At 66.5% G+C, this 19,541-nt stretch carries 18 protein-coding genes and 1 pseudogene; 8 read left to right on the forward strand and 11 right to left on the reverse strand.

Going from position 1 to position 19,541, the window contains the following annotated elements; genetic code table 11:
- Positions 1–28 precede the first annotated feature (28 nt).
- A complete protein-coding gene (locus MPARV_RS0115940) occupies positions 29–739 on the forward strand; it encodes a YceI family protein (protein ID WP_012223465.1) in 711 nt (236 codons plus the stop codon).
- Positions 740–775: 36 nt separating this feature from the next.
- Here MPARV_RS0115940 and MPARV_RS0115945 read toward each other — a convergent pair whose 3' ends face one another.
- From MPARV_RS0115945 to panB, 7 genes and pseudogenes are all read right to left on the reverse strand, one after another.
- The gene (locus tag MPARV_RS0115945) at positions 776–2,368 is read right to left on the reverse strand and encodes a class I adenylate-forming enzyme family protein (RefSeq protein ID WP_020378984.1); all 1,593 of its coding nucleotides are present in this window, start codon (positions 2,366–2,368) and stop codon (positions 776–778) included.
- A 71-nt stretch (positions 2,369–2,439) separates the two neighbouring features.
- Positions 2,440–3,849: a replicative DNA helicase gene (gene dnaB / locus MPARV_RS0115950; RefSeq protein WP_012223468.1), complete on the reverse strand. Its 1,410-nt coding sequence runs from the start codon at positions 3,847–3,849 to the stop codon at positions 2,440–2,442.
- Positions 3,850–4,116: 267 nt separating this feature from the next.
- Positions 4,117–4,566 (reverse strand): 50S ribosomal protein L9, encoded by a 450-nt coding sequence (gene rplI / locus MPARV_RS0115955; RefSeq protein WP_012223471.1) that lies wholly within the window; start codon positions 4,564–4,566, stop codon positions 4,117–4,119.
- 206 nt (positions 4,567–4,772) lie between these two features.
- Positions 4,773–5,018 (reverse strand): annotated as a pseudogene (rpsR, locus tag MPARV_RS25695) (30S ribosomal protein S18); the annotation flags it as partial.
- Positions 5,018–5,482, reverse strand: a complete 465-nt coding sequence (ssb, locus tag MPARV_RS0115965) for a single-stranded DNA-binding protein (protein ID WP_012223475.1) — start codon at positions 5,480–5,482, stop codon at positions 5,018–5,020. The pseudogene rpsR and the gene ssb, both read right to left, overlap by 1 nt.
- 11 nt (positions 5,483–5,493) lie before the next feature.
- The gene (gene rpsF, locus MPARV_RS0115970) at positions 5,494–5,829 is read right to left on the reverse strand and encodes a 30S ribosomal protein S6 (protein WP_012223476.1); all 336 of its coding nucleotides are present in this window, start codon (positions 5,827–5,829) and stop codon (positions 5,494–5,496) included.
- 206 nt (positions 5,830–6,035) lie between these two features.
- A complete protein-coding gene (panB, locus tag MPARV_RS0115975) occupies positions 6,036–6,890 on the reverse strand; it encodes a 3-methyl-2-oxobutanoate hydroxymethyltransferase (protein WP_020378985.1) in 855 nt (284 codons plus the stop codon).
- Between the two features lie 140 nt (positions 6,891–7,030).
- On the opposite strand from panB, the gene MPARV_RS0115980 reads away from it, so the two are divergent.
- The gene (locus MPARV_RS0115980) at positions 7,031–7,240 is read left to right on the forward strand and encodes a hypothetical protein (RefSeq protein ID WP_012223481.1); all 210 of its coding nucleotides are present in this window, start codon (positions 7,031–7,033) and stop codon (positions 7,238–7,240) included.
- A 5-nt stretch (positions 7,241–7,245) separates the two neighbouring features.
- On the opposite strand, the gene MPARV_RS0115985 is transcribed toward MPARV_RS0115980, so the two are convergent.
- Together MPARV_RS0115985 and MPARV_RS0115990 are read right to left on the reverse strand one after the other, a co-directional pair.
- On the reverse strand, positions 7,246–9,711 hold the full coding sequence (locus tag MPARV_RS0115985) for a transglycosylase domain-containing protein (RefSeq protein ID WP_020378986.1): 2,466 nt from the start codon (positions 9,709–9,711) through the stop codon (positions 7,246–7,248).
- 68 nt (positions 9,712–9,779) lie between these two features.
- Positions 9,780–10,202, reverse strand: coding sequence for a DUF5318 family protein (locus tag MPARV_RS0115990; protein ID WP_020378987.1), 423 nt, complete (start codon positions 10,200–10,202; stop codon positions 9,780–9,782).
- A gap of 130 nt (positions 10,203–10,332) precedes the next feature.
- On the opposite strand from MPARV_RS0115990, the gene MPARV_RS22985 reads away from it, so the two are divergent.
- Positions 10,333–11,151, forward strand: a complete 819-nt coding sequence (locus MPARV_RS22985) for a class I SAM-dependent methyltransferase (RefSeq protein WP_012223487.1) — start codon at positions 10,333–10,335, stop codon at positions 11,149–11,151.
- Positions 11,152–11,164: 13 nt separating this feature from the next.
- On the opposite strand, the gene MPARV_RS0116000 is transcribed toward MPARV_RS22985, so the two are convergent.
- Complete coding sequence (locus tag MPARV_RS0116000) at positions 11,165–12,547, reverse strand: CCA tRNA nucleotidyltransferase (RefSeq protein WP_012223488.1); 1,383 nt, start codon at positions 12,545–12,547, stop codon at positions 11,165–11,167.
- Between the two features lie 59 nt (positions 12,548–12,606).
- Positions 12,607–13,647, reverse strand: coding sequence for a histone deacetylase family protein (locus MPARV_RS0116005; RefSeq protein WP_020378988.1), 1,041 nt, complete (start codon positions 13,645–13,647; stop codon positions 12,607–12,609).
- A gap of 248 nt (positions 13,648–13,895) precedes the next feature.
- On the opposite strand from MPARV_RS0116005, the gene MPARV_RS21585 reads away from it, so the two are divergent.
- The 5 genes from MPARV_RS21585 to MPARV_RS0116030 all read left to right on the forward strand — a co-directional run bounded on the left by MPARV_RS21585 (position 13,896) and on the right by MPARV_RS0116030 (position 19,539).
- The gene (locus MPARV_RS21585) at positions 13,896–14,549 is read left to right on the forward strand and encodes a GNAT family N-acetyltransferase (protein WP_012223493.1); all 654 of its coding nucleotides are present in this window, start codon (positions 13,896–13,898) and stop codon (positions 14,547–14,549) included.
- Entirely contained in the window at positions 14,546–16,711 is a 2,166-nt protein-coding gene (locus MPARV_RS0116015) for a DUF6049 family protein (protein ID WP_020378989.1), read from the forward strand. Before MPARV_RS21585 ends, MPARV_RS0116015 begins: the two co-directional genes overlap by 4 nt.
- A gap of 70 nt (positions 16,712–16,781) precedes the next feature.
- Positions 16,782–18,317 (forward strand): protein kinase domain-containing protein, encoded by a 1,536-nt coding sequence (locus MPARV_RS22990; protein ID WP_012223497.1) that lies wholly within the window; start codon positions 16,782–16,784, stop codon positions 18,315–18,317.
- Entirely contained in the window at positions 18,314–18,988 is a 675-nt protein-coding gene (locus tag MPARV_RS0116025; RefSeq protein ID WP_020378990.1) for an RNA polymerase sigma factor, read from the forward strand. Before MPARV_RS22990 ends, MPARV_RS0116025 begins: the two co-directional genes overlap by 4 nt.
- Positions 18,985–19,539, forward strand: coding sequence for a hypothetical protein (locus tag MPARV_RS0116030; protein ID WP_020378991.1), 555 nt, complete (start codon positions 18,985–18,987; stop codon positions 19,537–19,539). Before MPARV_RS0116025 ends, MPARV_RS0116030 begins: the two co-directional genes overlap by 4 nt.
- Positions 19,540–19,541: the final 2 nt, after the last annotated feature.

The raw sequence follows: 19,541 nt of genomic DNA on the forward strand, positions 1-19,541 counted from the left end.
GTTGGTGTCTCCACAACAGGGAGACCACGTGAAGAAGCCACTCGTCATCGCGCTGGCCGTAGCCGGCGCTCTCGTCATCGCGGTGGGCGGCGGCATTGCCTTCTGGGCCCTCAATGATTCAGCCGAGGACGAGTTCCAGCTCAGCGAGACCAACGGCGGAGCCAACACCTCGGTCACCACGGCGGCGGCGCCAAAGGAGTCCGTCGACGAGGCGGAGGCAACGACCTGGAAGGTCGCTGAGGGCAGCCAGGCCGGTTACCGCATTGACGAGGTCCTGCGAGGTTTGGAGAAGACCGCCACCGCACGAACCGAGGACGTCGCAGGCAGTCTGACGCTGAAGGCCAACACGGTCAGCGACGTCACCGTGACCGTCCAGACCGGCACGCTCACCTCCGATGCAGCTCTACGCGACGACCGCGTGCGAGCCGACTACCTCCAGACCGATCAGTTTCCGGAGGCGACCTTCACCCTGGACGGGCCCTTGGAGCTGCCCGGAGAACCCACGGTGGGCGACCCGGTGTCCATGGAGGCCGAGGGGACGCTGAAACTGCATGGCGTGACCAAGGACGTAGCCGTCAAGCTCGATGCGCAGCTCACGGCCAAGGACCAACTCGAGGTCGTGGGGTCCACGCCGATCGCCCTCGCCGACTACAAAATCGAGGTGCCCGACATCTCCGGCATCGTGAAGGCCGCCCCGAACGGCACCCTCGAGTTCAAACTGCAGCTCACCCCGGCCTGAGCCGGTCACAGGCACCGAAGGTCGGCGGCTCGAGCCTCAGCGGGGTTCCGGGGTCCACGGTACATCCGCGTAGGTCTCCCGCAGCTTGAACTTCAGCACCTTGCGCAACGTTTCGTTTCGCGGCAGGGCCTCGACGACCTCAAGCTGCTCGGGGATCTTGCGGGTCATCAGCCCTGCGGCGTTGAGATGAGCAGACATTTCGGCAAATGTCAGGTCGTCAACGCCCTCAGCCCGTTCCACGACGGCGGCAACGCGTTCGCCGCGATCCTCGTCCGGCAAGCCGATGACGGCAACATCGGCCACTTTGGGGTGGGTGAAGAGCAGATCCTCCACCTCCTTCGCCGAGATGTTCTCACCCTTGCGGATGATCACATCCTTCAGGCGCCCGGTCAGCGCAAGGTGGCCATCGTCTCGCAGGATGCCCAGGTCGCCGGTGCGGAACCAACCCTCGTCGTCGAACGCGGCTGCGGTTGCCTCCGCGTCGGTGTAGCCCAAGCACACCATGGGGCCCTTGAGGCGAACCTCGCCCTCCTGCCCGGTCGATGCCACCGAGCCGTCCTCGGTGACGATGCGAACCTCGCATCCAGGCACCGGGGCCCCCTCGGTGTTGGCCAATTGCTCCTCGGTGTCGCGGGGCGACCCCTGTGCAATCATCGGCACCTCGGTCATGCCGTATCCGTGGCACACCGGTACACCGATCTCATCGCGAATGCGGGCGGCCAACTCGGGCGGCTTGGGGGCGCCTCCGCCGGAGATCAGCTTCAACGTGGGAATGAACTTCGTCCCCGGGGTCTTGGCCTGCTCGGCCAGGAACATCTGGTAGAACGCCGTCGAGCCGCCGATCATCGTCACGCCATAGCGGTTGTACGTCTCGACGGCGGCGGGCGGGTTGAATGCCCCGATGAGTACAAACGGAAACCCGGAGTGCAGACACATGATCAGGTAGTCGGGTCCTGCGATGTGGGCATACGGAAACGCCATCGACCCGACATCGTCGGCGCCCAGGTCGACCGCTGCCGCCAGGCCTCGCCCACCGGCCAACAACGTGGCGTCGGTGTGGCGCACGCCCTTGGGCTCGGACGTGGTGCCCGACGTGTAATAGATCCAGCGCACCGCGGTGGCCGGGTCGTCAGGCGGCGCAAAAGGCGCCAGAGTAGCGGCATCGCCCGTAGGGCGACCGTCGGCCAGGCTGAGCACGCACGGGCGGGCTGCACCGTCCACGTCGTCACCTTCCAGGCTGTCGAGCACCCCGGCGGTCATCGCCTCAAAGTCGGTACCCATCCACTCGCCGGGCACGATCACCAACTCGGGACGGGTACGCCTGATGGCCACCCCCAGCTCGCGCTCCCGGTAGATGTGCAGGATCGGGTTCTGCAGCGCACCGAGGCGGGCCAGTGCCAGCGAGGTGACAACGGCATCGATCGTGGTCGGCAACTGCCAGGTGACCGGCGTGTTTTCGCCGATGCCCATCGCGGCCAGCCCGGCGGCGGTGCTCAGTGCCGCGTCGCGCAGTTGGACACAGGTGAGCTTGGTATCCGCCTCGTCGATGAGCATTACGGCGTCGGGTGTGGCCTGCGCCCGTGCCTCAACCAGTTCCCAGATCGTGTCGGCGGTCTCCGGTGTGCTCACGCTGTCCCCTTTGGAGGGGCGCCACCGCCCCAATCGACTGGGGCGAAGATTAGTGGCTCGCCCCGGGAGGCCTACCCCTCTTCCCGTGCCTCGTTCTCAAACAGGGTGTGGTGGGGCAGGAACACCAGACGGCAGGTGCCGGTGGGACCGGCCCGGTGCTTGGAGATGTTCACCTCGGCCAGGCCGGCATCGGGGGTGTCCGGGTTGTACACCTCGTCCCGGTAGAGGAACAGCACCACGTCGGCGTCCTGTTCGATCGAGCCCGACTCCCGCAGGTCCGACAGCATGGGGCGCTTGTCGGCCCGCTGCTCCAGCGAGCGGGACAGCTGGGACAGCGCCAGCACCGGCGTGTCGATCTCACGTGCCAGCACCTTGAGGCCGCGGCTGATCTCGGCGATCTCGGTTTGACGGTTTTCGGCCCTGCCCGGCCCACTCATCAATTGGAGGTAATCGACGACGATCAGGCCAAGGGATCCGCCCAGCTCCGATTTGAGCCGGCGGGCTTTTGCCCGCAATTCCATCACGGTCAGGTTGGCGTTGTCATCGATCCACAAATCGGCGTCGCCCAGGCGCCCCAACGAACGGGTGATGCGGTTCCAGTCCGCGTCGGACACCTTGCCGTTCCGCAGGTGGCTGGAGTCGACCCGCGCGTCCATGGAGACCAGGCGCTGGGTGAGCTCGAGATGGCTCATTTCCAGGCTGAAGTACACCGCCGACTTGCCCGATGCCATCGCCGCGTTGCGTGCGATGGCCAGGGCCAGGGCGGTCTTTCCCATGGCCGGACGGGCCCCAAGCACGATCAGCGCGCCGGGTTGGAGGCCATAGAGCTTGGTGTCCAGGTCGGTGAAGCCCGTGGGGGTGCCGGTGACCGCACCCGCCTGCTCGTACATCTGCTCGAATCGATCGAGCGTGTCGCCCAGCAGATCACGCAACGGCACCAGGGTGTCGGTGACCCGGCGCTGGGCAACCCGGTAGATCAGCGACTCGGCGGTATCCATGGTGGAGGCCACGTCGTCGGCCGGTTGAAAGCCCAACTCGGAGATCTCCGACGCGGTCGCGATCAGACGCCGCAGGAGGGCGTTCTCCTCGACCACCTTGGCGTAATGGACCGCGTTGGACACCGCTGCCGCCGAGCCCTGCAACTCGATGAGCGTGCCGGCGCCGCCGATGGCGTCCAGCAGGCCGTTGCGGGTCAGTTGGTCGGCCACCAAGACGGAGTCGACCGGCGAACCCGCGGCGTAGAGACCGGCGATGGCATCGAACACGTGGCTGTGGGACGGTTGATAAAAATCGGCTGCCTCCAAGCGTTGCATCGCATCGCCGATGGCCGAAGGACTCAGCAACATCGCGCCCAGTAGCGACCGTTCTGCCGCCAGGTTGTGCGGAGGCTGGCGGCCGGAATGTCCGGCAATCCGAACCGGTCCGCCGGAACCGCCGTTGGCACCTTGCGGCTCGGCGCGTTGTGAGAATGTTGCCGTCATCGTTGAGCTCGGCTCATGAGAACTGCTGCGCCCATACGATCTCCGTTGGTCTCCGGGTGTGCTCAGGCCATTGTGACCCGTGCCGGTGACAGTCAAAGAAGGTCACAGGCAGAACACCGTTGTCCACACCAACTGTGGATCGTTGGGAGGAGTCTGCGGGTACCGGTCAACAAAACGCACAGGTCCTCCACAGCTGTGGAGGACCTGTGGAAATCTTTTCACGATCCCACCCGCGCTCTGACGGGCGGGTACTGCCGGGGTCAACCGCTAGGCGGCGACGACCTCAACATTCACCGGGAACGCCACGTCGTTGTGCGGCTGCACGGTGACGGTGTGGGCGCCCAGGGTGCGCAGGTGTTGATCCTCGATCGAAATGTGCTTCCGATCGATCGAAAAGCCGGTTTGCTCCTCGATGGCCTCAGCCACATCCGCGTTGGTGATCGAACCAAAGAGCTTGCCCGAGTCACCGGCCTTGGCTGGGATCGTGATGGCCGCGGTCACCAACTTCTTCGCCATGTCCTCGGCCTCCTCACGCGCTGCGGCATCGCGCTGGTCGCGACCGCGACGCATGGCGTCGGCCTGAGCGGCGGCGCCGGCGGTGGACGGCATGGCAAGGTGCTGCGGGATCAGGTAGTTGCGGGCATACCCGTCAGCGACTTCAACAAGGTCGCCCCGCTTTCCCAAATCGGCCAGGTCGGCTCGCAGGATCAGCTTCACGACGTGACCTCCGTGGTCTCCAGTGGGCTCGACTCCGTTGAGGAGGCGTCGTCACCGGTCGAAGCGGACCCGCCACGGTCACCGCGATCCCCGCGATCTCCGCGGTCGCCACGATCCCCGCGATCACCGCGGTCGCCACGATCACCGCGATCGTCACGGTCACGGCCGCCACGGCCACCGCCGCCACCCCGATGGGTGGTCACGCGGTTCGTGTACGGCAACAGAGCCATCTCGCGAGCGCTGCGGATGGCAACCGCCACCTGGCGCTGCTGCTGGGTGTTGTTGCCGGTTACTCGGCGGGCACGGATCTTGGCTCGGTCGGACTGGAAGCGACGCAGCAGGTTGACGTCCTTCCAATCGACGTACTCGATGCTCTCCGTGTTGAGAATCGACACCTTTTTCTTGGTGCGACGGCCCGACTCTTTGGGCTTGGGGCGGCGTGGTCGTGCCATTAGAAGGGCTCCTCGTCGTAGTTGTATCCAGCGGGGGGTGCACTCGGCGGCGGGGCTGCGGCACTGCCGCCACCTCCACCGGGTCCGGCGTCGCCGGCGCTGCGCTTTTCGTTTTTGGTGACCTGAGCGGACGCCCACCGAAGGCTGGGGGCGATCTCGTCGGCCACAATCTCCACCTTGGAGCGCCGATCGCCCTCGGGGCCGTCCCAGCTGCGCTGGTCCAGGCGACCGGTAACGATCACCCGCGTGCCTTTGGGGCAGGATTCGGACACGTTCTCACCAAGTTGTGCCCAGGCCACGATGTCGAAAAACGACGTGGCCTCTTCCCACTCGTTGGTCTGGCGGTTCTGCCAGCGTCGATTGACTGCAACGCCAAAGTTGGCGACGGCCTGACCGCTGGGGGTGAACCTCAGCTCAGGGTCACGGGTGACGTTGCCGATGATGGTGACGGTGTTGGTTGCCATGACGGACCTCCTCAGTCCTCCGCTGCCATCGCGGCCAGGCTGCGGCGCTCAGCCTCGGCCTCGGGCAGTCGGATCAGCTTGTGACGGACGACCTCGTCCGCCAGCCTGAGAAAGCGGTCCATGGGGTCGAGTTTGGCCGGGTCGGCCGTGAACTCGAACACCACGTAGTACCCCTCTGCCTTATGGTTGATCAGGTAGGCGAACTTGCGTCGCCCCCACCGATCGGTGCTGGACAGCTCTCCGCCGGCCGCTCCGATCAATTCTTCGACCCGATCGACGACGACCTTGTTTTCAGCGTCGGCAACATCGGCATCGATGATCACCATCAACTCGTAAGCGCGGTTCATATATGTACCTCCCTGTGGACCACGGCACTCGGCCGTTCGGACCCCGGAATCTCCGGGGCCAGGGGATTGCGCAAGGCGCCGAGCATAGGGCGTTGGAATACCAACTTCCTCATCGGGTCAGCATGACAGAGCACGGTGACAATCGGCTGGGTCGTGCACCCCGGTACCCGCACCCCCACCGTGAGGCGGGAGCAGCGAGTCGACGGCTACCGACCGCCGCCGTAGATCGCCAGCGTGTCGGTGGTGGCCTGCGACGCATGGTAGGTCTCGGCCTCGGAGGGAAAGGCGCCCGACCTCACATCGACCACGTACTCGCCGACGGCTCCCGAGAGCAGTTCGAAGCCCTGCGCATAGCGCCGCACGAACTTGGGGGGACGGGCCGGGTCGAGACCCAGGAGGTCCCCAAACACCAGCACCTGACCGTCGGTTCCCGAGCCGGCGCCAATGCCGATGGTGGGAACGTTGACCGACTCCGTGACCAGGTTGGCCACCACATCGGGGATCGCCTCCAACACGATGGCGAAGCAACCCGCGTGCTCGAGCGCCTTGGCCTCCTCCACCAGGGCCATGGCCGCATCGGAACTCTTGGCCTGCACCCGAAACCCGCCAAGCGCGTGCATCGACTGGGGGGTCAACCCCAGGTGACCCATGACGGGAATCTCAGCATCGACGATGGCATCGATCACCGACACCCGCTTGGCGCCACCCTCCAACTTGACCGCTTGGGCACCGGCACGGATCAGCGACGCGGCGTTGCGCACCGCATCATGACGACCGGTGTGGTAGCTCATCCATGGCAGGTCGCCCACGACGAGCGCCTCAGGCCTGGCCCGAGCGACCGCTGCGGTGTGATGCACCATGTCGTCGATGGTCACCTGAAGGGTGTCCTCGTATCCGAGGGCAACCATGGCCAACGAGTCTCCGACGAGGATCATGTCGACACCGCCGGCATCGGCGATGCGGGCCGTCGGGGCGTCGTGCGCCGTAATCATCACCAGCGGCTCGGCGCCGTCACGCACCTTGCGGGCGCGAATCTGAGGAACGGTCGGACGGTCACTCATTTTGCCTCCTAGGGTCCAGCGCCCGAAGGCTGCCGGCCGGAATGGATCAGCATAGCCCAGCAAAGCACCCGCCGATCGGCGCTCCCGCCCGCAGGTCACCCAAGGGAGGTGTCCGTGTTTCCGCGGGTATCGTTCCACGCATGAACCCAACGGTCCGGGACCCGTCGTCGTCGGACACCGACTGCCAAAACTGCGGGTCGACCGGCCTCCCCACCGAACCGGTGCAGCGGGTTTATTGCAGCCCGGAATCGCCCTCCGACCTTGATGCGGCCACCATTGATAACGAAATCGAGGTGTGGTGCGCAGCCTGCGTGGCCAACTATCCACACCTGGCGGTCAAACCGGGCTGACGCGCCTACCCGGCGTCGGACCCGTCGGCGGTCCCGCCCGTGTCACCGGTTCCGCCGGTGGTCGAGCCATCGGTTGTGCCCCCGGTTGTGCCCCCGGTTGTGCCCCCGGTGGTGTCACCGACTTCGGGTGCCGGCGGTGCATCGGACGTCGGGGTGGGCGCTGCAGTCGCCTCCGGAGCGGGCGGTTCGGGGTTGGCGGGTGCAGACCCGTCGGTAGTCGAACCGGCCGGCGAACCACCGCCCGTCGATGATGAGCCACCGGAGGTGCTCAAGCTGGGTCCGGCGCCCGTCGGCGACGTGCCCGACCCACTCGACGAACCTCCTGTGGTTCCCGTGGACGACGAGCCCCCCGCGGCCGCACCACCGTCGGTGGGTACCCCCGGCACACCAAACGGACCCGCGTACTCGGGCACACCCTCGTCATCCAACACGAGGTTGCCATCCTTGTCGGTGACCGGGATCCGCGGCTGGTCCGGTCCGGTCTCGACCTTGGGTCCCCCGTTGGCCACGGCAAACTCGCAGCCCGGATCGTCGTCGGCCACCTGGCTCATCAGGTCATGCCAGATCCGTGCTGGAACGTTGGAGCCGGTGACCGTCTTCTCGCCATCGACGTTGGTCATCTTCTGCTGACCCGCCGGGTAGCCCATCCACACCACGTTGGCGATGTTGCAGGTGAACCCGGCAAACCACGCGTCGCGGCTGTCCTGTGTCGTGCCGGTCTTACCGGCGGACTGGGTGATGGCCAGCGCCGAGTTGCGACCCGAACCATCGTCGGTCACCACTCCTCGCAGCGCCGATGACACCGACTTCGCCACGGCCGGGTCCATCACGGAACGACGGGTGATGTTGCCGGTGTCGCCGACGTCCCACAGCTTCGTGCCGTCGGGTCCGTCGATGTGGGAGACCAGGAACGGTTCGGTGTAGGTACCGTCATTGTCAAAGGTGAGGTAGGCGGCCGCCAACGCCTCCGGCGACACTTCGCTGGTGCCCAGCACCAGGGACGGGTCGGGATTGAACTTGCCCAGGCCCAGCTCAGCGGCCAGCTTGACCACCTGCTCGGGGGTCACGGTCTCCATCATCTGGGCGTAGGCGGTGTTGATCGACTTCTTGGTCGCCTGTCGAACGGTCACCCGACCGGCATCGAGGAAGCCGTAGTTGTCCACCTTCCAGTCGGTGCCGTCGATGTTGGCTCCGGGCACCATCAACCGGGGCGGGGCGTCGTAGGTACTGTCCAGGCTGTAGCCCTGCCGGATGTACTCGGCCAGAACGATCGCCTTGAACGTCGAGCCCGGCTGACGCCCGGATCCGCCGCCTTCGGACCCCAAAGCCAGGTTCACCTGGCTGCGGTCGTAGTCGCGGCCCCCCACCATCACCCGCACGGCCCCGAACTTGTCCAGGGTCACCATGGCGCCGTCCGGATCACCCGCCGGGTCCGGGAGGCGGCCATAGATGGCTGCATAGGCCTTCTTCTGCCACTCGGGGTTGATCGTCGTGTAGATGCGAACGCCCCCCTCGTTGACCAGTTCCTTGGCCTGAGCGTCCCCACCCAAGAGCTTCTTCGCCTGATCGCGGGCCTGCACCAGGATGAACTCGTAACCCGCGTCCTTGAGGTCCTTTGGAATGCCGGTGAAGTTGCGCGGTGTGTTTCGGTTGACGTCACCGGCTTGTCGGTCGGAGGTCACCACCAACAGCTTCTTTTCCCGTTCGTAGTCGGCCTTGGGCAGATACCCCTCCTCCACCATGGCCGCGAGCACCGAATTGCGCACCTGAACCGCTGTCTCTTGATGTTCGGTGGGTTCGGCCCGAGCCGGGTTTCGCACCAACCCCACCAGAAAAGCCGCCTCCGAAGCTGTGAGCTCGGACGCCGGCTTGTCGAAGTACACCCGGGCCGCCGCTTCGATGCCCGTGGCCGAGCGCCCGTAGAAGGCCTGATTCAGGTAGTTCTCAAGGATCTTCTGCTTGGTCATCGAGCGCTCGAGCTTGATCGCCAGCACCGATTCCTGCACCTTGCGCACCAACGAGCGCTTGTTGGTCAAGTAGGCCAACTTCACGTACTGCTGGGTAATCGTGGAGCCGCCCTGCAGGCTGCCTCCGCCCTTCGAGTTTTGGTAGAGACCGCGGGCGATACCGAAGGGATCGAGACCTTGGTGCTCAAAGAACTTGCGGTCCTCCGAGGCCACCACCGCCTGCTTCACCACCATGGGAATGTCGTCGTAGGCCAGCGGACTGCTTTCCGTGCCGGAGAAGATCTGCCCGGCCGCATTGTCGATGCTGCAGGTGCCAACCGGCACCGACGCGTCGCAGATCAAGGAGGTGTTCGCCAACGGATTGGTGATCTCTTCGGGGAGATCGACCTGGTCGAGCAGGCGCCACACACCGCCGGCACCCAGTACGACGACGACCACTGCTGCAAACCAAAAACGGCGGCTCCGCCAAAACAGGCTGCGGCGGGCGGGGGGCTGGGAGGACATGACGCTTCCATTTTGGCCGCTGCGGCGGGCTGACGGGGAGCACACCCCTTAGACGTGCCATTTGGCACTCAGGTTGGGGACACCCAACCTGGTGAGATGACGGACGGAATCACGAAGCTTCGCAGCAGGTGATTCCATGCGCACGAGGTACAAACCTCCACCACGTAACACCGAAAATCACCTTTTCGACGTCCGATTCGGTTCATTTCCTTGGCCGAGGCCACCACTCGGCCGCCCGAGGGAAGACGGGGCCCAAAAACGAACCGGACGAGGCGCAGACGATCCGGCGACCTGCACACCGGGCACTCCTCCCCCGCCGATTCCGAGCAGCCCAACGCCACCCGCATCAACTCCCGTTGGGCATCGCACACCTCGGCGCGGTCAACCTCGCCGGCGGCCAGGCTGCGAAGCGTGGACCGGCGCGTGAGGCGATAGTCCACCTCCCCCGAGGGCGACGTGCGCCCTTGAAGCCGGGCAAAAAGCTGCTCCACGGTTCGACAACCTACCCCTCGACTCAGCGAACCAGAACCGGCGGCGTCACGAACACCTGGCATCACCCCGCCTCCAGCCCCGGCCATCACCATCACCCCACCAGGCCGGTCACAGCGACAGACTGGGATCGTGTCCAGCCTCGACAATCGCACCGTGTTGCACCGCACCCGCCGTCACCCGTCGGCCGGCAACCTCGGCCCGCGCCCGCTGCTCCTGGCCCCGGGAACCCCGCCCCCGGGGCTTCCACCCACCAGCTTCCCCCACGGTCTCAGCCAGCAGACCAACTTCGTCGAGTTTGGCCCCGACCTTGACCATTCCACCCACCAACGCCTCCTGGGCAATCTGGAGGGGCGACGGGTGCTCGAGCTTGGGGCCGGAGCGGGGGCCGGCTCGGTGGCCATGGCCCGGGCCGGGGCGCGGGTGATCGCGGTCGAGCCGTCTCCTGCCCGGCTCAGTCGCGCTCGGGCGCTGGCCGAGGACGCCGAGGTCAGGGTGGAGTTTCATCAGGCCGACCTCGCCGACCTGGCCTTCATTCGGGCCGACAGCGTGGACCTGTGCGTGTCGATCTATGCCATGGCCCAGGAGCTCGACCCCAGCCGGGTCTTTCGCCAGGTGCATCGGGTGCTGCGGCCGGATGGGGCGTTCCTGCTGTCGCTTCCGCACCCGGTGGCGCACCTCACCGAGCCGGACGACTACGAGCGACCGGTCTTATCCACGCCGTACCCGTCCGCCGGCACCATCCGGTGGCGGGTGGCGGGGGAACAGGGCGAGGTGTTGTTGCACCCAATCGCCGAGGTGTTCACCATGTTGGGACGGGCCAATTTCCGGGTCGACACGCTGGCCGAACCGTTTCCGGTTCCCGGCTCCGCCAACTCTCAGCATTGCCACCCCGCCCGTCGCTGGTTGCCCGAGACCGTCATCTTTCGGGGTCGCAAGGACGGCCGCTGAGCAGTCCGCCTCTTCAGGCGTTCTGCCCGGCCCACCACGCCCGTAGCTCCACCTCGGCCCGTTCGGGTTCAAGCGGGCCGTGCTCAAGGCGCAGCTCCAACAGGTGGGCCAGTGCCCGGCCCACGACCGGACCCGGTTCGATACCCAACAGCCGAATGACGTCCTTGCCGTCAAGGTCCGGTCGGAGGGCCGCCAACTCCTCCTCGGCAGCCAGGACCGCAATGCGCTCCTCGAGGGAATCCATGCGGTCGCTGAGCTGCTCGGCTTTGCGACGATTTCGGGTGGTGCAATCCGACCGTGTGAGGTCGATCAAGCGGTCCAACAGCGGGCCGGCATCGCGCACGAAGCGACGAACCGCCGAGTCGGTCCAACCCATCTGGTAGGTGTGAAACCGCAGGTGCAGGTACACCAGCCGGCTCACATCGGCCACCAGTTCATTGGAGTACTTCAACTCCCGCATCCGCCGTTTGGTCATGCGTGCGCCAACGACCTCATGGTGGTGAAAGCTCACCTTGCCCGAGTCAAACGAGCGAGTATCCGGCTTTCCGACGTCGTGAAACAGCGCCCCGAGACGAACGATCAGTTCGGGTTGGGTCTTGGCCACCACGGCGATGGTGTGGGCCAGCACATCCTTGTGCCGGTGGATGGGATCCTGTTCCACCCGCATGGCCGGCAGCTCGGGGAAGAACTGGTCCGCCAGGTTGGTGTCGTGCAGAAACCACAGCCCCGGCGAGGGATCGGGAACAACGATCAACTTGTTCAGCTCGTCCCGAATGCGCTCCGCCGACACGATCGACAGCCGCTCGGCCATCTCGGTGCACGCCGCGACGATGTCGTCGTCGGGCACCAGCCCATGAGAGGCGATGAAGCGGGCGGCTCGCATCATGCGCAGCGGGTCCTCACCAAAGGAGATGTGAGGGCCCGATGGAGTCACCAGCCTGGATGCCGCCAGGTCGGCCGCGCCTTCGAAGGGATCGATCAGCTCGGGGGCGGATCCCGTCACTTCGAGTGCCATGGCGTTCACCGTGAAGTCCCGCCGGGCCAAATCGTCGATGATGTTGGTGGAGAAGGTCACCTCCGGCTTTCGACTCGCAGGGTGGTACACCTCGGCCCGATGCGTGGTGATCTCCACCGTGACGCCGAAGACCTTGGCGCCGATCGTGCCGAAACGCTCGCCCTGGGTCCACAACGCGTCGACCCAGCCATCCAGCGCCGCTTTGATCGCCTCCGGCGACGCCTCGGTGGTGAAGTCAAGGTCGTCGGGCAGGCGGTCGCTGCCAAGCAGCAGGTCGCGAACCGACCCCCCAACCAGATAGAGGCGGTGCCCGCGGCCGGCGAAGCGCTCGGCCAGAGGAGCGAGTTGGTCCAGCAGAGTCGCCAGTCGGGGTGGAATCACCCGGAGAACGCTACAAGCGCTTTGATGATCACCCCACTTGCTGTGGTTGGCGGTCGTGGCTATGTCGGGAGTCCAAGCCGGGCTCGAGCCTCGGTAAGGTTCGCCACCAGCTCCGAGCCCGGGCCACCACCGGAATACCCATCGACGGGATCCAGCCCCGCATCGGTGAGGGACGACAGCGTGGCGCGCACCGAGTCCCTCAGACCCTCCAGGTCGTAGCCTCCCTCGAGAAACAGGATGCGGCGTCCCGGCCTCGACCAGCCCATCAGCTCAGTGGTCAACAAGCCGAAGTCGGCGTCGGTGAGTGCCAGACCACAAAGCGGGTCCCGACGATGAGCATCGTAGCCGGCGGAGATCAACACCCACGTGGGGTCGAACGCCTCGATGGCCGCCCCCACGGGCCCGGCCAGCGACGCCAGATAGTGCTCGATGGTGGCCCCCGATGGCAGCGGCACGTTGACGGTGTTGCCCAAGCCGGCGCCCCGCCCCATCTCGCCCAATGCCCCAGTGCCGGGATACTGCGGCCACTCGTGCCAGCTCACCACCATCACGTCATCCCGGTCATAGAAGATGTCCTGGGTGCCATTGCCGTGGTGGGCGTCGAAGTCAGCGATCAACACCCGCTCGCCCCGCTGGGCCAGCGCGGCGGCGCTCACCGCCACATTGTTGAACAGACAAAACCCCATTGCGGTGGTGTGGGTGGCGTGGTGCCCGGGGGGCCGCACCACACAGAAGGCCGAGTCCAGGTCTCGTGCCGTCGTTCCGGAACCCTCGGCGTCAAGCAGCTCGATGGCGGACAAGCCCGACCCCGCGCCAAATAGCGCTGCCGGTAGTGATGCGGCCACCACCGGCGTGTCGGCATCCAGCGACCCACCGCCCGAGCCGCACACCACCCGGATACGGGCCACGTGTTCGGGTGTGTGCACCATGTGCAGCTCATCGTCGGTGGCCTGGCGAGCCTCGACGAATCGCAGTGCCCCATCCAGCTCCGGGTCGCTGAGCGCCGCCGTGGTCGCCGTGAGCCGGGCGGCCCGTTCGGGATGCCATTGGCCGGTGTCGTGGCGGACGGATGACTCGCTTCGGACCACCAGCACCGTCATTGGAGCTCCCTTTGTTGGGTGCGCTCACCGTAGCGGAGCACCAGGGCGTCAGATCGCGCCGACCGCAACCCGAGAGCAAGTCGGCAGACCGCTGAGAGCACTATCCTCGAACCCGGGGTCCTCACCGGGCACCACCGGCTCACCCACCACGTCCCATCACGAGGTTCACCACGAGCACCATGGCCCGCTCCTCAACACTCGCCTGGCGCGGAGAACGCTTCCGGGTCACGCCATGGCGAGGTGTTCCCATGACCGCCCAGCTGGCGGTGGATGCCCGCGGCGCGCATCCCAGCGTGGCAGGCGTGGGTCGGTGCGTGGCCGACGCAACCGAGCGCGGCTTTGACCGAATCCTCACTGCGGCATTGCACCGGGACGACTTGTTTCCCTTCGTCCATCACGGATTCGAACCTGTGGAGGAGCTGGTCGTGCTCGCACACGACCTGATCGAGGTGCCCGTGGCGCCGGCCTACAGGTTGCGATCGTTTCGACTTCGCTACCGCAACGAGGTACTCGAGGTCGACCAGCGCTCGTTCGAGGAGTTCTGGCAACTGGACTCCGGCGGCCTGGATGAGGCGTTCGGCGCAACACCGCGCGCCCGAGGGCGCCTGATTCGTGATGCCGGCGGGGTAGTGGCCTACAGCGTGGTCGGGCTCGCCGGTGCCGAGGCCTTCATCCAACGTCTGGCCGTGGACCCGGCACACCAGGGCGTGGGTCTGGGTCGGGCGCTGACGGCCGACGCTCTTGGTTGGGCCAAGATCCGCTCGGCCAGGGTGGCGTTCGTCAATACCCAGGCCACCAACACCGCGGCCCTGGGACTGTACGAACGACTGGGATTCGAGCGCCGTCGGGCCCCGTTGACGGTCATGGAACTCCACCTCGCCGGACGCGACACGCCACGATGACGACCCGGCAGGTTCACCGGCTGGTGGTGGGGATGATGATGCTGCTGCTCACCACGATCGGGCTCCCGGTCGGGACCGGCGGTGCGGTCGGGGCCGACGGTGCGGTTGCGACCAGCCGGGGAGCGGCGCCACAAGAGACCCTGCGCATCCTGCACACCACCACCTTCGTGCCGGCCGACGGAACCTTCACCTTCACCGTCGACACATCCAGGCTGCGCCTCACCGACGAACTCGCCTGGACCGTGCACAGCCTGGTGACCAACAACACCGACGCCGTGCGGGAGGCGCTGAACGTCGAGCCTGGGCCGCCCCTGCGGGCCGAACAACGTGCCACCATCGGTGCGCTGGATGCGATGGGGTCAGGCTCGACCACGCCTCGGACCCCGGGCCAACAGGCCATCGACGAGACCACCGTGGCGATCCCGGTGCGGGCCACCTCCACCGGTGGCGACCGGGTCTTCCTGCCAGACACCGGCATCTATCCGGTCAGCGTACGAGTCCTTCGGGACGGCAACGTCCTCGACGAATCGACGATCCCGCTCGTTCGCCTGTCCCAGAAACCAACGAGTCGTCAGCGCCTGGTGCACCTTGTTGGCACCGTGGAAGCCTCGCCGGTTCTTCAGGTGGACGGCACGATCAAGGCATCGCCGGCAGATCTTGCAACACTCGCTGCGCTGACCGACCAGTTGTCGGGCCTGCCGGGCGATGGCGAAGGCATCGACCCCAACGGGACCGAACCACCCATGTCGGTGTCCATGCCCGCCGAGCTGGTTGACGACCTCGCACGATCCGACTCGGCCACCGATACCCAGGCGGTCTCCGCCTTGACGAAGGTTGCCGATCGGGTCACCTGGAGTTCCTCACCGTACGTGTCGTTGGACCTCGGCGCGTGGGCTGCGGCCGACGTGGCTCAGAATCCCGCATTGACGCTCAGCTATGACACGGCGGCCGGCCGGCTGGCCGGCGTGCTCGGCGTCGAGGTGGCCATCGGCCTCGTACCCACCGATTCGACGATGGCGGCGCCAACGGTGGGGTTTCTCGCCGACCGGGGCGCGACCGGCATCCTGGTCAAGCCGGCCGGATCAGCGTCAAACTCCCTTCCCTCCACCGCCTTCTCAATGGTCGGAACCTCGGCACCCGAGTCGGCCCGCCCACCTCGTCAAATTGAACTCACCACCGACTCGGATGCGCCGACGACACGGCGCTCGCTTCCGGCCCTGACCATGACCGAATTTGATGCTTCGGTCCTCGACGAGGTCCCCTCTGACGCAGCAGTGGTGGCCCGCGAGTTGGCCATCCTGAGCGCCGACCCGCTCAACTCACCGACGCCGGCCAACGGGTCCGCCACCCCCGTTGATACCTCGCCTTTCGACGTCGTCGCGCTTCGGGTCCCGCCATTGCTCGACGGACAGCAGATCGCCAACCTGGTCGAGTCGTTGAATTCGGCGGACGGCGTGTTGGCACCCACCGGCGTGAGCGGCGTGGCCGCGGCCCTCAATCAGCAGCTCCAGGCGCCTCAAACCAATCGCGATGTGGTGCTTCGACCTGCCTCCAGCCTCGGCCTGGGGGCTCTGGAGCCGGCCACCTACCGAGCCCAGCAGGCGATCAACGCCGCAAACAGCCTGGTGGCCGACGATCCAGGCCTGTCGAGTGCCCAGCGTCAGGTCCTGATCGCCCCCAATCGGCGATTGAGCGTCGAACGGGCGCAGGCCTACGCACAGTCCGCCCGGGGTGCGGCCCAGGACATTCTGGACGCGGTGACCCTTCGGGACGTGTCCACCATCACCTTGGCAGCACGCAAAACCAAGGTGCCCTTTCGGTTTCGCAATCAGTTGCAGCAGCCGGTCACCGTTTCACTTCGAATCCGATCCGATCGTCTTCGGCTGAGCGATGCAGGGCCTGACGACCGGCTCGATCTGGTGCTGCCTCCGGGCCAGAGCACCTCGGAGGTGTCGGTGGAGGTGCTTACTTCCGGCGTCTTTGCTGTAACTGCGGACGTGATGACCTCGTCGGGCAACGAGGTACTTCAACGCCAGGAGTTCCAGGTGCGGTCGCGCGCCTTCTCGGGCGTCGGGGTGGCCCTCTCGGCCGCATCGCTCCTGGTGCTCGGGATGTGGTGGCTGCGCACGGCACTGGCGAAACGGCGCGAGGCGGCCAAGTAACCAACGGTTCGCATGCATGGCACCCGGCCATGGCTCAAGATGGGGCGTGGGACCAGTAGCCTTCACCCCCATGCCCGGGAACGCGACCGACTCGCCTTCCCCGTCGGCCGACTACATGCCAGGTGCCATGCTCGGCAACCGGTACCGTTTGGAACGCAAGGTTGGAACCGGCGGGATGGCGCAGGTGTGGGAAGCCTCCGACCTCGTTTTGGATCGTCGCGTCGCAGTCAAGATCCTCCACCCGCACCTGGCCACCGACACGTCGGTGGAACGCTTCCGACGCGAGGCCATTGCCGCCGCCCGGTTGGGCCATCCCAACGTCGTCTCAATCTTCGACACCATTTCGGAGAACGGGGTCGAGGCGATCGTGATGGAGTTGGTCGACGGAACCACGTTGCGCCAACACCTCGACCGTCACCAGCGCCTCAGCCCCGACGACGCACTGCATATCGGTACCTCGGTCTGCGATGCCCTTGCCGCCGCTCACGCTTCCGACCTCGTTCACCGTGACATCAAACCGGCCAACATCCTGCTGTGTCGGGATGGACGGGTGAAGATCGCCGATTTCGGCATCGCCAAGGCCACCGCAGGCGACGGGCTGACACGCGAAGGCACACTGGTGGGCACGGCCGCCTACCTTGCCCCGGAACAGGTGGAGGGCGCTGAGGTTGATGGGCGCTCCGACCTGTACGCCTTGGGGCTGGTGCTCTACGAGGCCCTCACCGGGTCGCTGCCGTTCTCCGGCGACACCGACGCAGCGGTCGCGCTGGCCCGGCTTCGAGTCACCCCACCGAACGCCCACCGGGTGCGCAGCGCCGTGCCCCGGGCCTCGGCCGCTGTGATCGCCCGAGCGCTGGCTCGAAACCCCGACGACCGATATCCCGACGCCGCGTCGATGCGGCGAGCACTCCTCGAGGCGGGCACCGGTGAGGTGGGCACACTCGATGCCATGCCGGTGGCCACCGATGGCGGTGACGATCCCACCCCCACGAACGAGACGTCCAACTTCTCCACCGAGCGACGGTGGCTGGTGCCGGCCCTGGCGATCTTGCTGGTGGGTACCGCGCTGCTCGTTTCGGCCACGCTGTTCAGCGGCGGAAGTGCCAAGCCGTCACCGACGACCCAACCGGACAATTCCCAGGTCGAGGCCACGATCATCGGCGCCCAGGACGTCGACCCCGCCGGCGATCAGGTGGAGCACCCGGACGAACTCAAGAACAGCCATGACGGCAACGCCGACACCAGCTGGTCGACCGAGAGCTACGGCTCTGCGGATCTGGGCACCAAACCCGGCGTCGGCATCGCCTGGGTGGTGAACGACGCCCTCATCGAACGTTTGGAACTCACCTCGCCATCGCGTGGCTGGTCGGGCGACGTGTACGTACTGGAGACTCAGCAGGACCTGGCGAACTTCGATCCAAACTCCGGGGCCGATGCGAGGCCGATCGGCCCGGTGACCGACGACGACACCACGGTGAACCTCCAAGGGCGGCAAGGTGAGGTCGTCCTGTTGTGGATCACCGACCTGGGCGACCCCAAGCCGGGCGAGGACCTTCCGTTCTCGGTTCGAATCGCCGATGCCAGGATCATTTCACAGCAATCATGACGTCTTCCCGGCGAGCCGGGGCCACCGACGACGAGCTGGTCGCGTGGGCTCAAGGCGGGGACCGTCTCGCCATCGAGGTTCTGCTGCGACGTCATTACGACCGGCTCTATGCCGTGTGTCGCGGCGTGGTGGGCCTCGGTGATGCCGATGACGCGACCCAGGCCACCATGATGGGCATCGTTGGAGGCCTGGCCCGGTTTGACGGACGAGCCAAATTCACCACCTGGAGCCATCGGGTGGCCGTGAACGCGGCGCTGGACGAACTGAGGCGCCGCACACGTCGACCCGTGCCCCACGACCCGCGAGAAACGTCCGGTGACGAGAAACACCCGGGCCAGGGGGAACTCGAGCGGGCCCGTGCCACGTCCAATGAGACGATGCTGAACCATGGCCGCACACAAGGCGCCGACCCCGACGGTGGCGACCCCGCCCAGGCGGTCGCCGACCGGGCTCTGGTGGAGGCCGCGTTGGCAGCCCTGCCCGATGAGTTCCGCATACCGCTGGTTCTGGCCGAATACGGCGGCCTGGAGTACACCGAGATTGCCGAGGTGATTGGCGTGCCGGTCGGTACGGTGCGCAGCCGCATCGCACGCGCCCGACGTCGCATTGCGGTTCATCCCGGCTCAAATCACCAGAAGCAGCCCGCTGCCAAAGATCGGGAGCGCTCGTGAGCGACGAACCACTCCGCCCCGGTGCGCTGGGGCCACCACCCCAGCCCGAGCCCTCCGTCCGCGAGGCCGCCATTGCGTCCTCCTTGACCCGATTCGACGAGCTGATCGTCGACGGTCGCCTGACCGAGGGCAATGAACCTCACTCACGGTCCGATGGGTCGATGCCCTCCTCCGCACCCGTCGACGAATTGGCACAAGTTCGAGAGCGTCGTCAGGCCCGGCGTTCCAACTCACCTCGATGGCTGGTGGCGGCGGTGGTGGCGTTGGTGGTGGGCATCGGCGGAGCAGTCGTCGCTCAGTCGATGGGGGGTTCCAACCCTGAAGCCGCCAACACCGCGGCGCAGGCTGAATCGGCCCCGGTCTCCGACAGCGCCGCGCAAAGCGGAGCGCAGGAGAAGGGCGCGCAGACCGAAGCACAACCAACCGGGCTTCCGGCCGCGCAGCCACCCGCTCCCCAGGGTGCCCAAGCTGACACTGCGACGTTCCCGACCTGGCTGTGTCGGCTCGTGGCGCCATTCCGCGTGTCCGGCTGCGCCGAGAACCAGCCGTAACT

The organism is Candidatus Microthrix parvicella Bio17-1, from assembly GCF_000299415.1.
GTDB lineage: Bacteria > Actinomycetota > Acidimicrobiia > Acidimicrobiales > Microtrichaceae > Microthrix > Microthrix parvicella.

Coding starts and splice junctions, on each gene's coding strand:
- dnaB (WP_012223468.1), bottom strand. CDS start 3,849: ATGACGGCAACATTCTCACAACGCGCCGAGCCGCAAGGTGCCAACGGC.
- ssb (WP_012223475.1), bottom strand. CDS start 5,482: ATGGCAACCAACACCGTCACCATCATCGGCAACGTCACCCGTGACCCT.
- rpsF (WP_012223476.1), bottom strand. CDS start 5,829: ATGAACCGCGCTTACGAGTTGATGGTGATCATCGATGCCGATGTTGCC.
- panB (WP_020378985.1), bottom strand. CDS start 6,890: ATGAGTGACCGTCCGACCGTTCCTCAGATTCGCGCCCGCAAGGTGCGT.
- MPARV_RS0115980 (WP_012223481.1), top strand. CDS start 7,031: ATGAACCCAACGGTCCGGGACCCGTCGTCGTCGGACACCGACTGCCAA.
- MPARV_RS0115985 (WP_020378986.1), bottom strand. CDS start 9,711: ATGTCCTCCCAGCCCCCCGCCCGCCGCAGCCTGTTTTGGCGGAGCCGC.
- MPARV_RS0116005 (WP_020378988.1), bottom strand. CDS start 13,647: ATGACGGTGCTGGTGGTCCGAAGCGAGTCATCCGTCCGCCACGACACC.
- MPARV_RS21585 (WP_012223493.1), top strand. CDS start 13,896: ATGACCGCCCAGCTGGCGGTGGATGCCCGCGGCGCGCATCCCAGCGTG.
- MPARV_RS0116015 (WP_020378989.1), top strand. CDS start 14,546: ATGACGACCCGGCAGGTTCACCGGCTGGTGGTGGGGATGATGATGCTG.
- MPARV_RS22990 (WP_012223497.1), top strand. CDS start 16,782: ATGCCCGGGAACGCGACCGACTCGCCTTCCCCGTCGGCCGACTACATG.
- MPARV_RS0116025 (WP_020378990.1), top strand. CDS start 18,314: ATGACGTCTTCCCGGCGAGCCGGGGCCACCGACGACGAGCTGGTCGCG.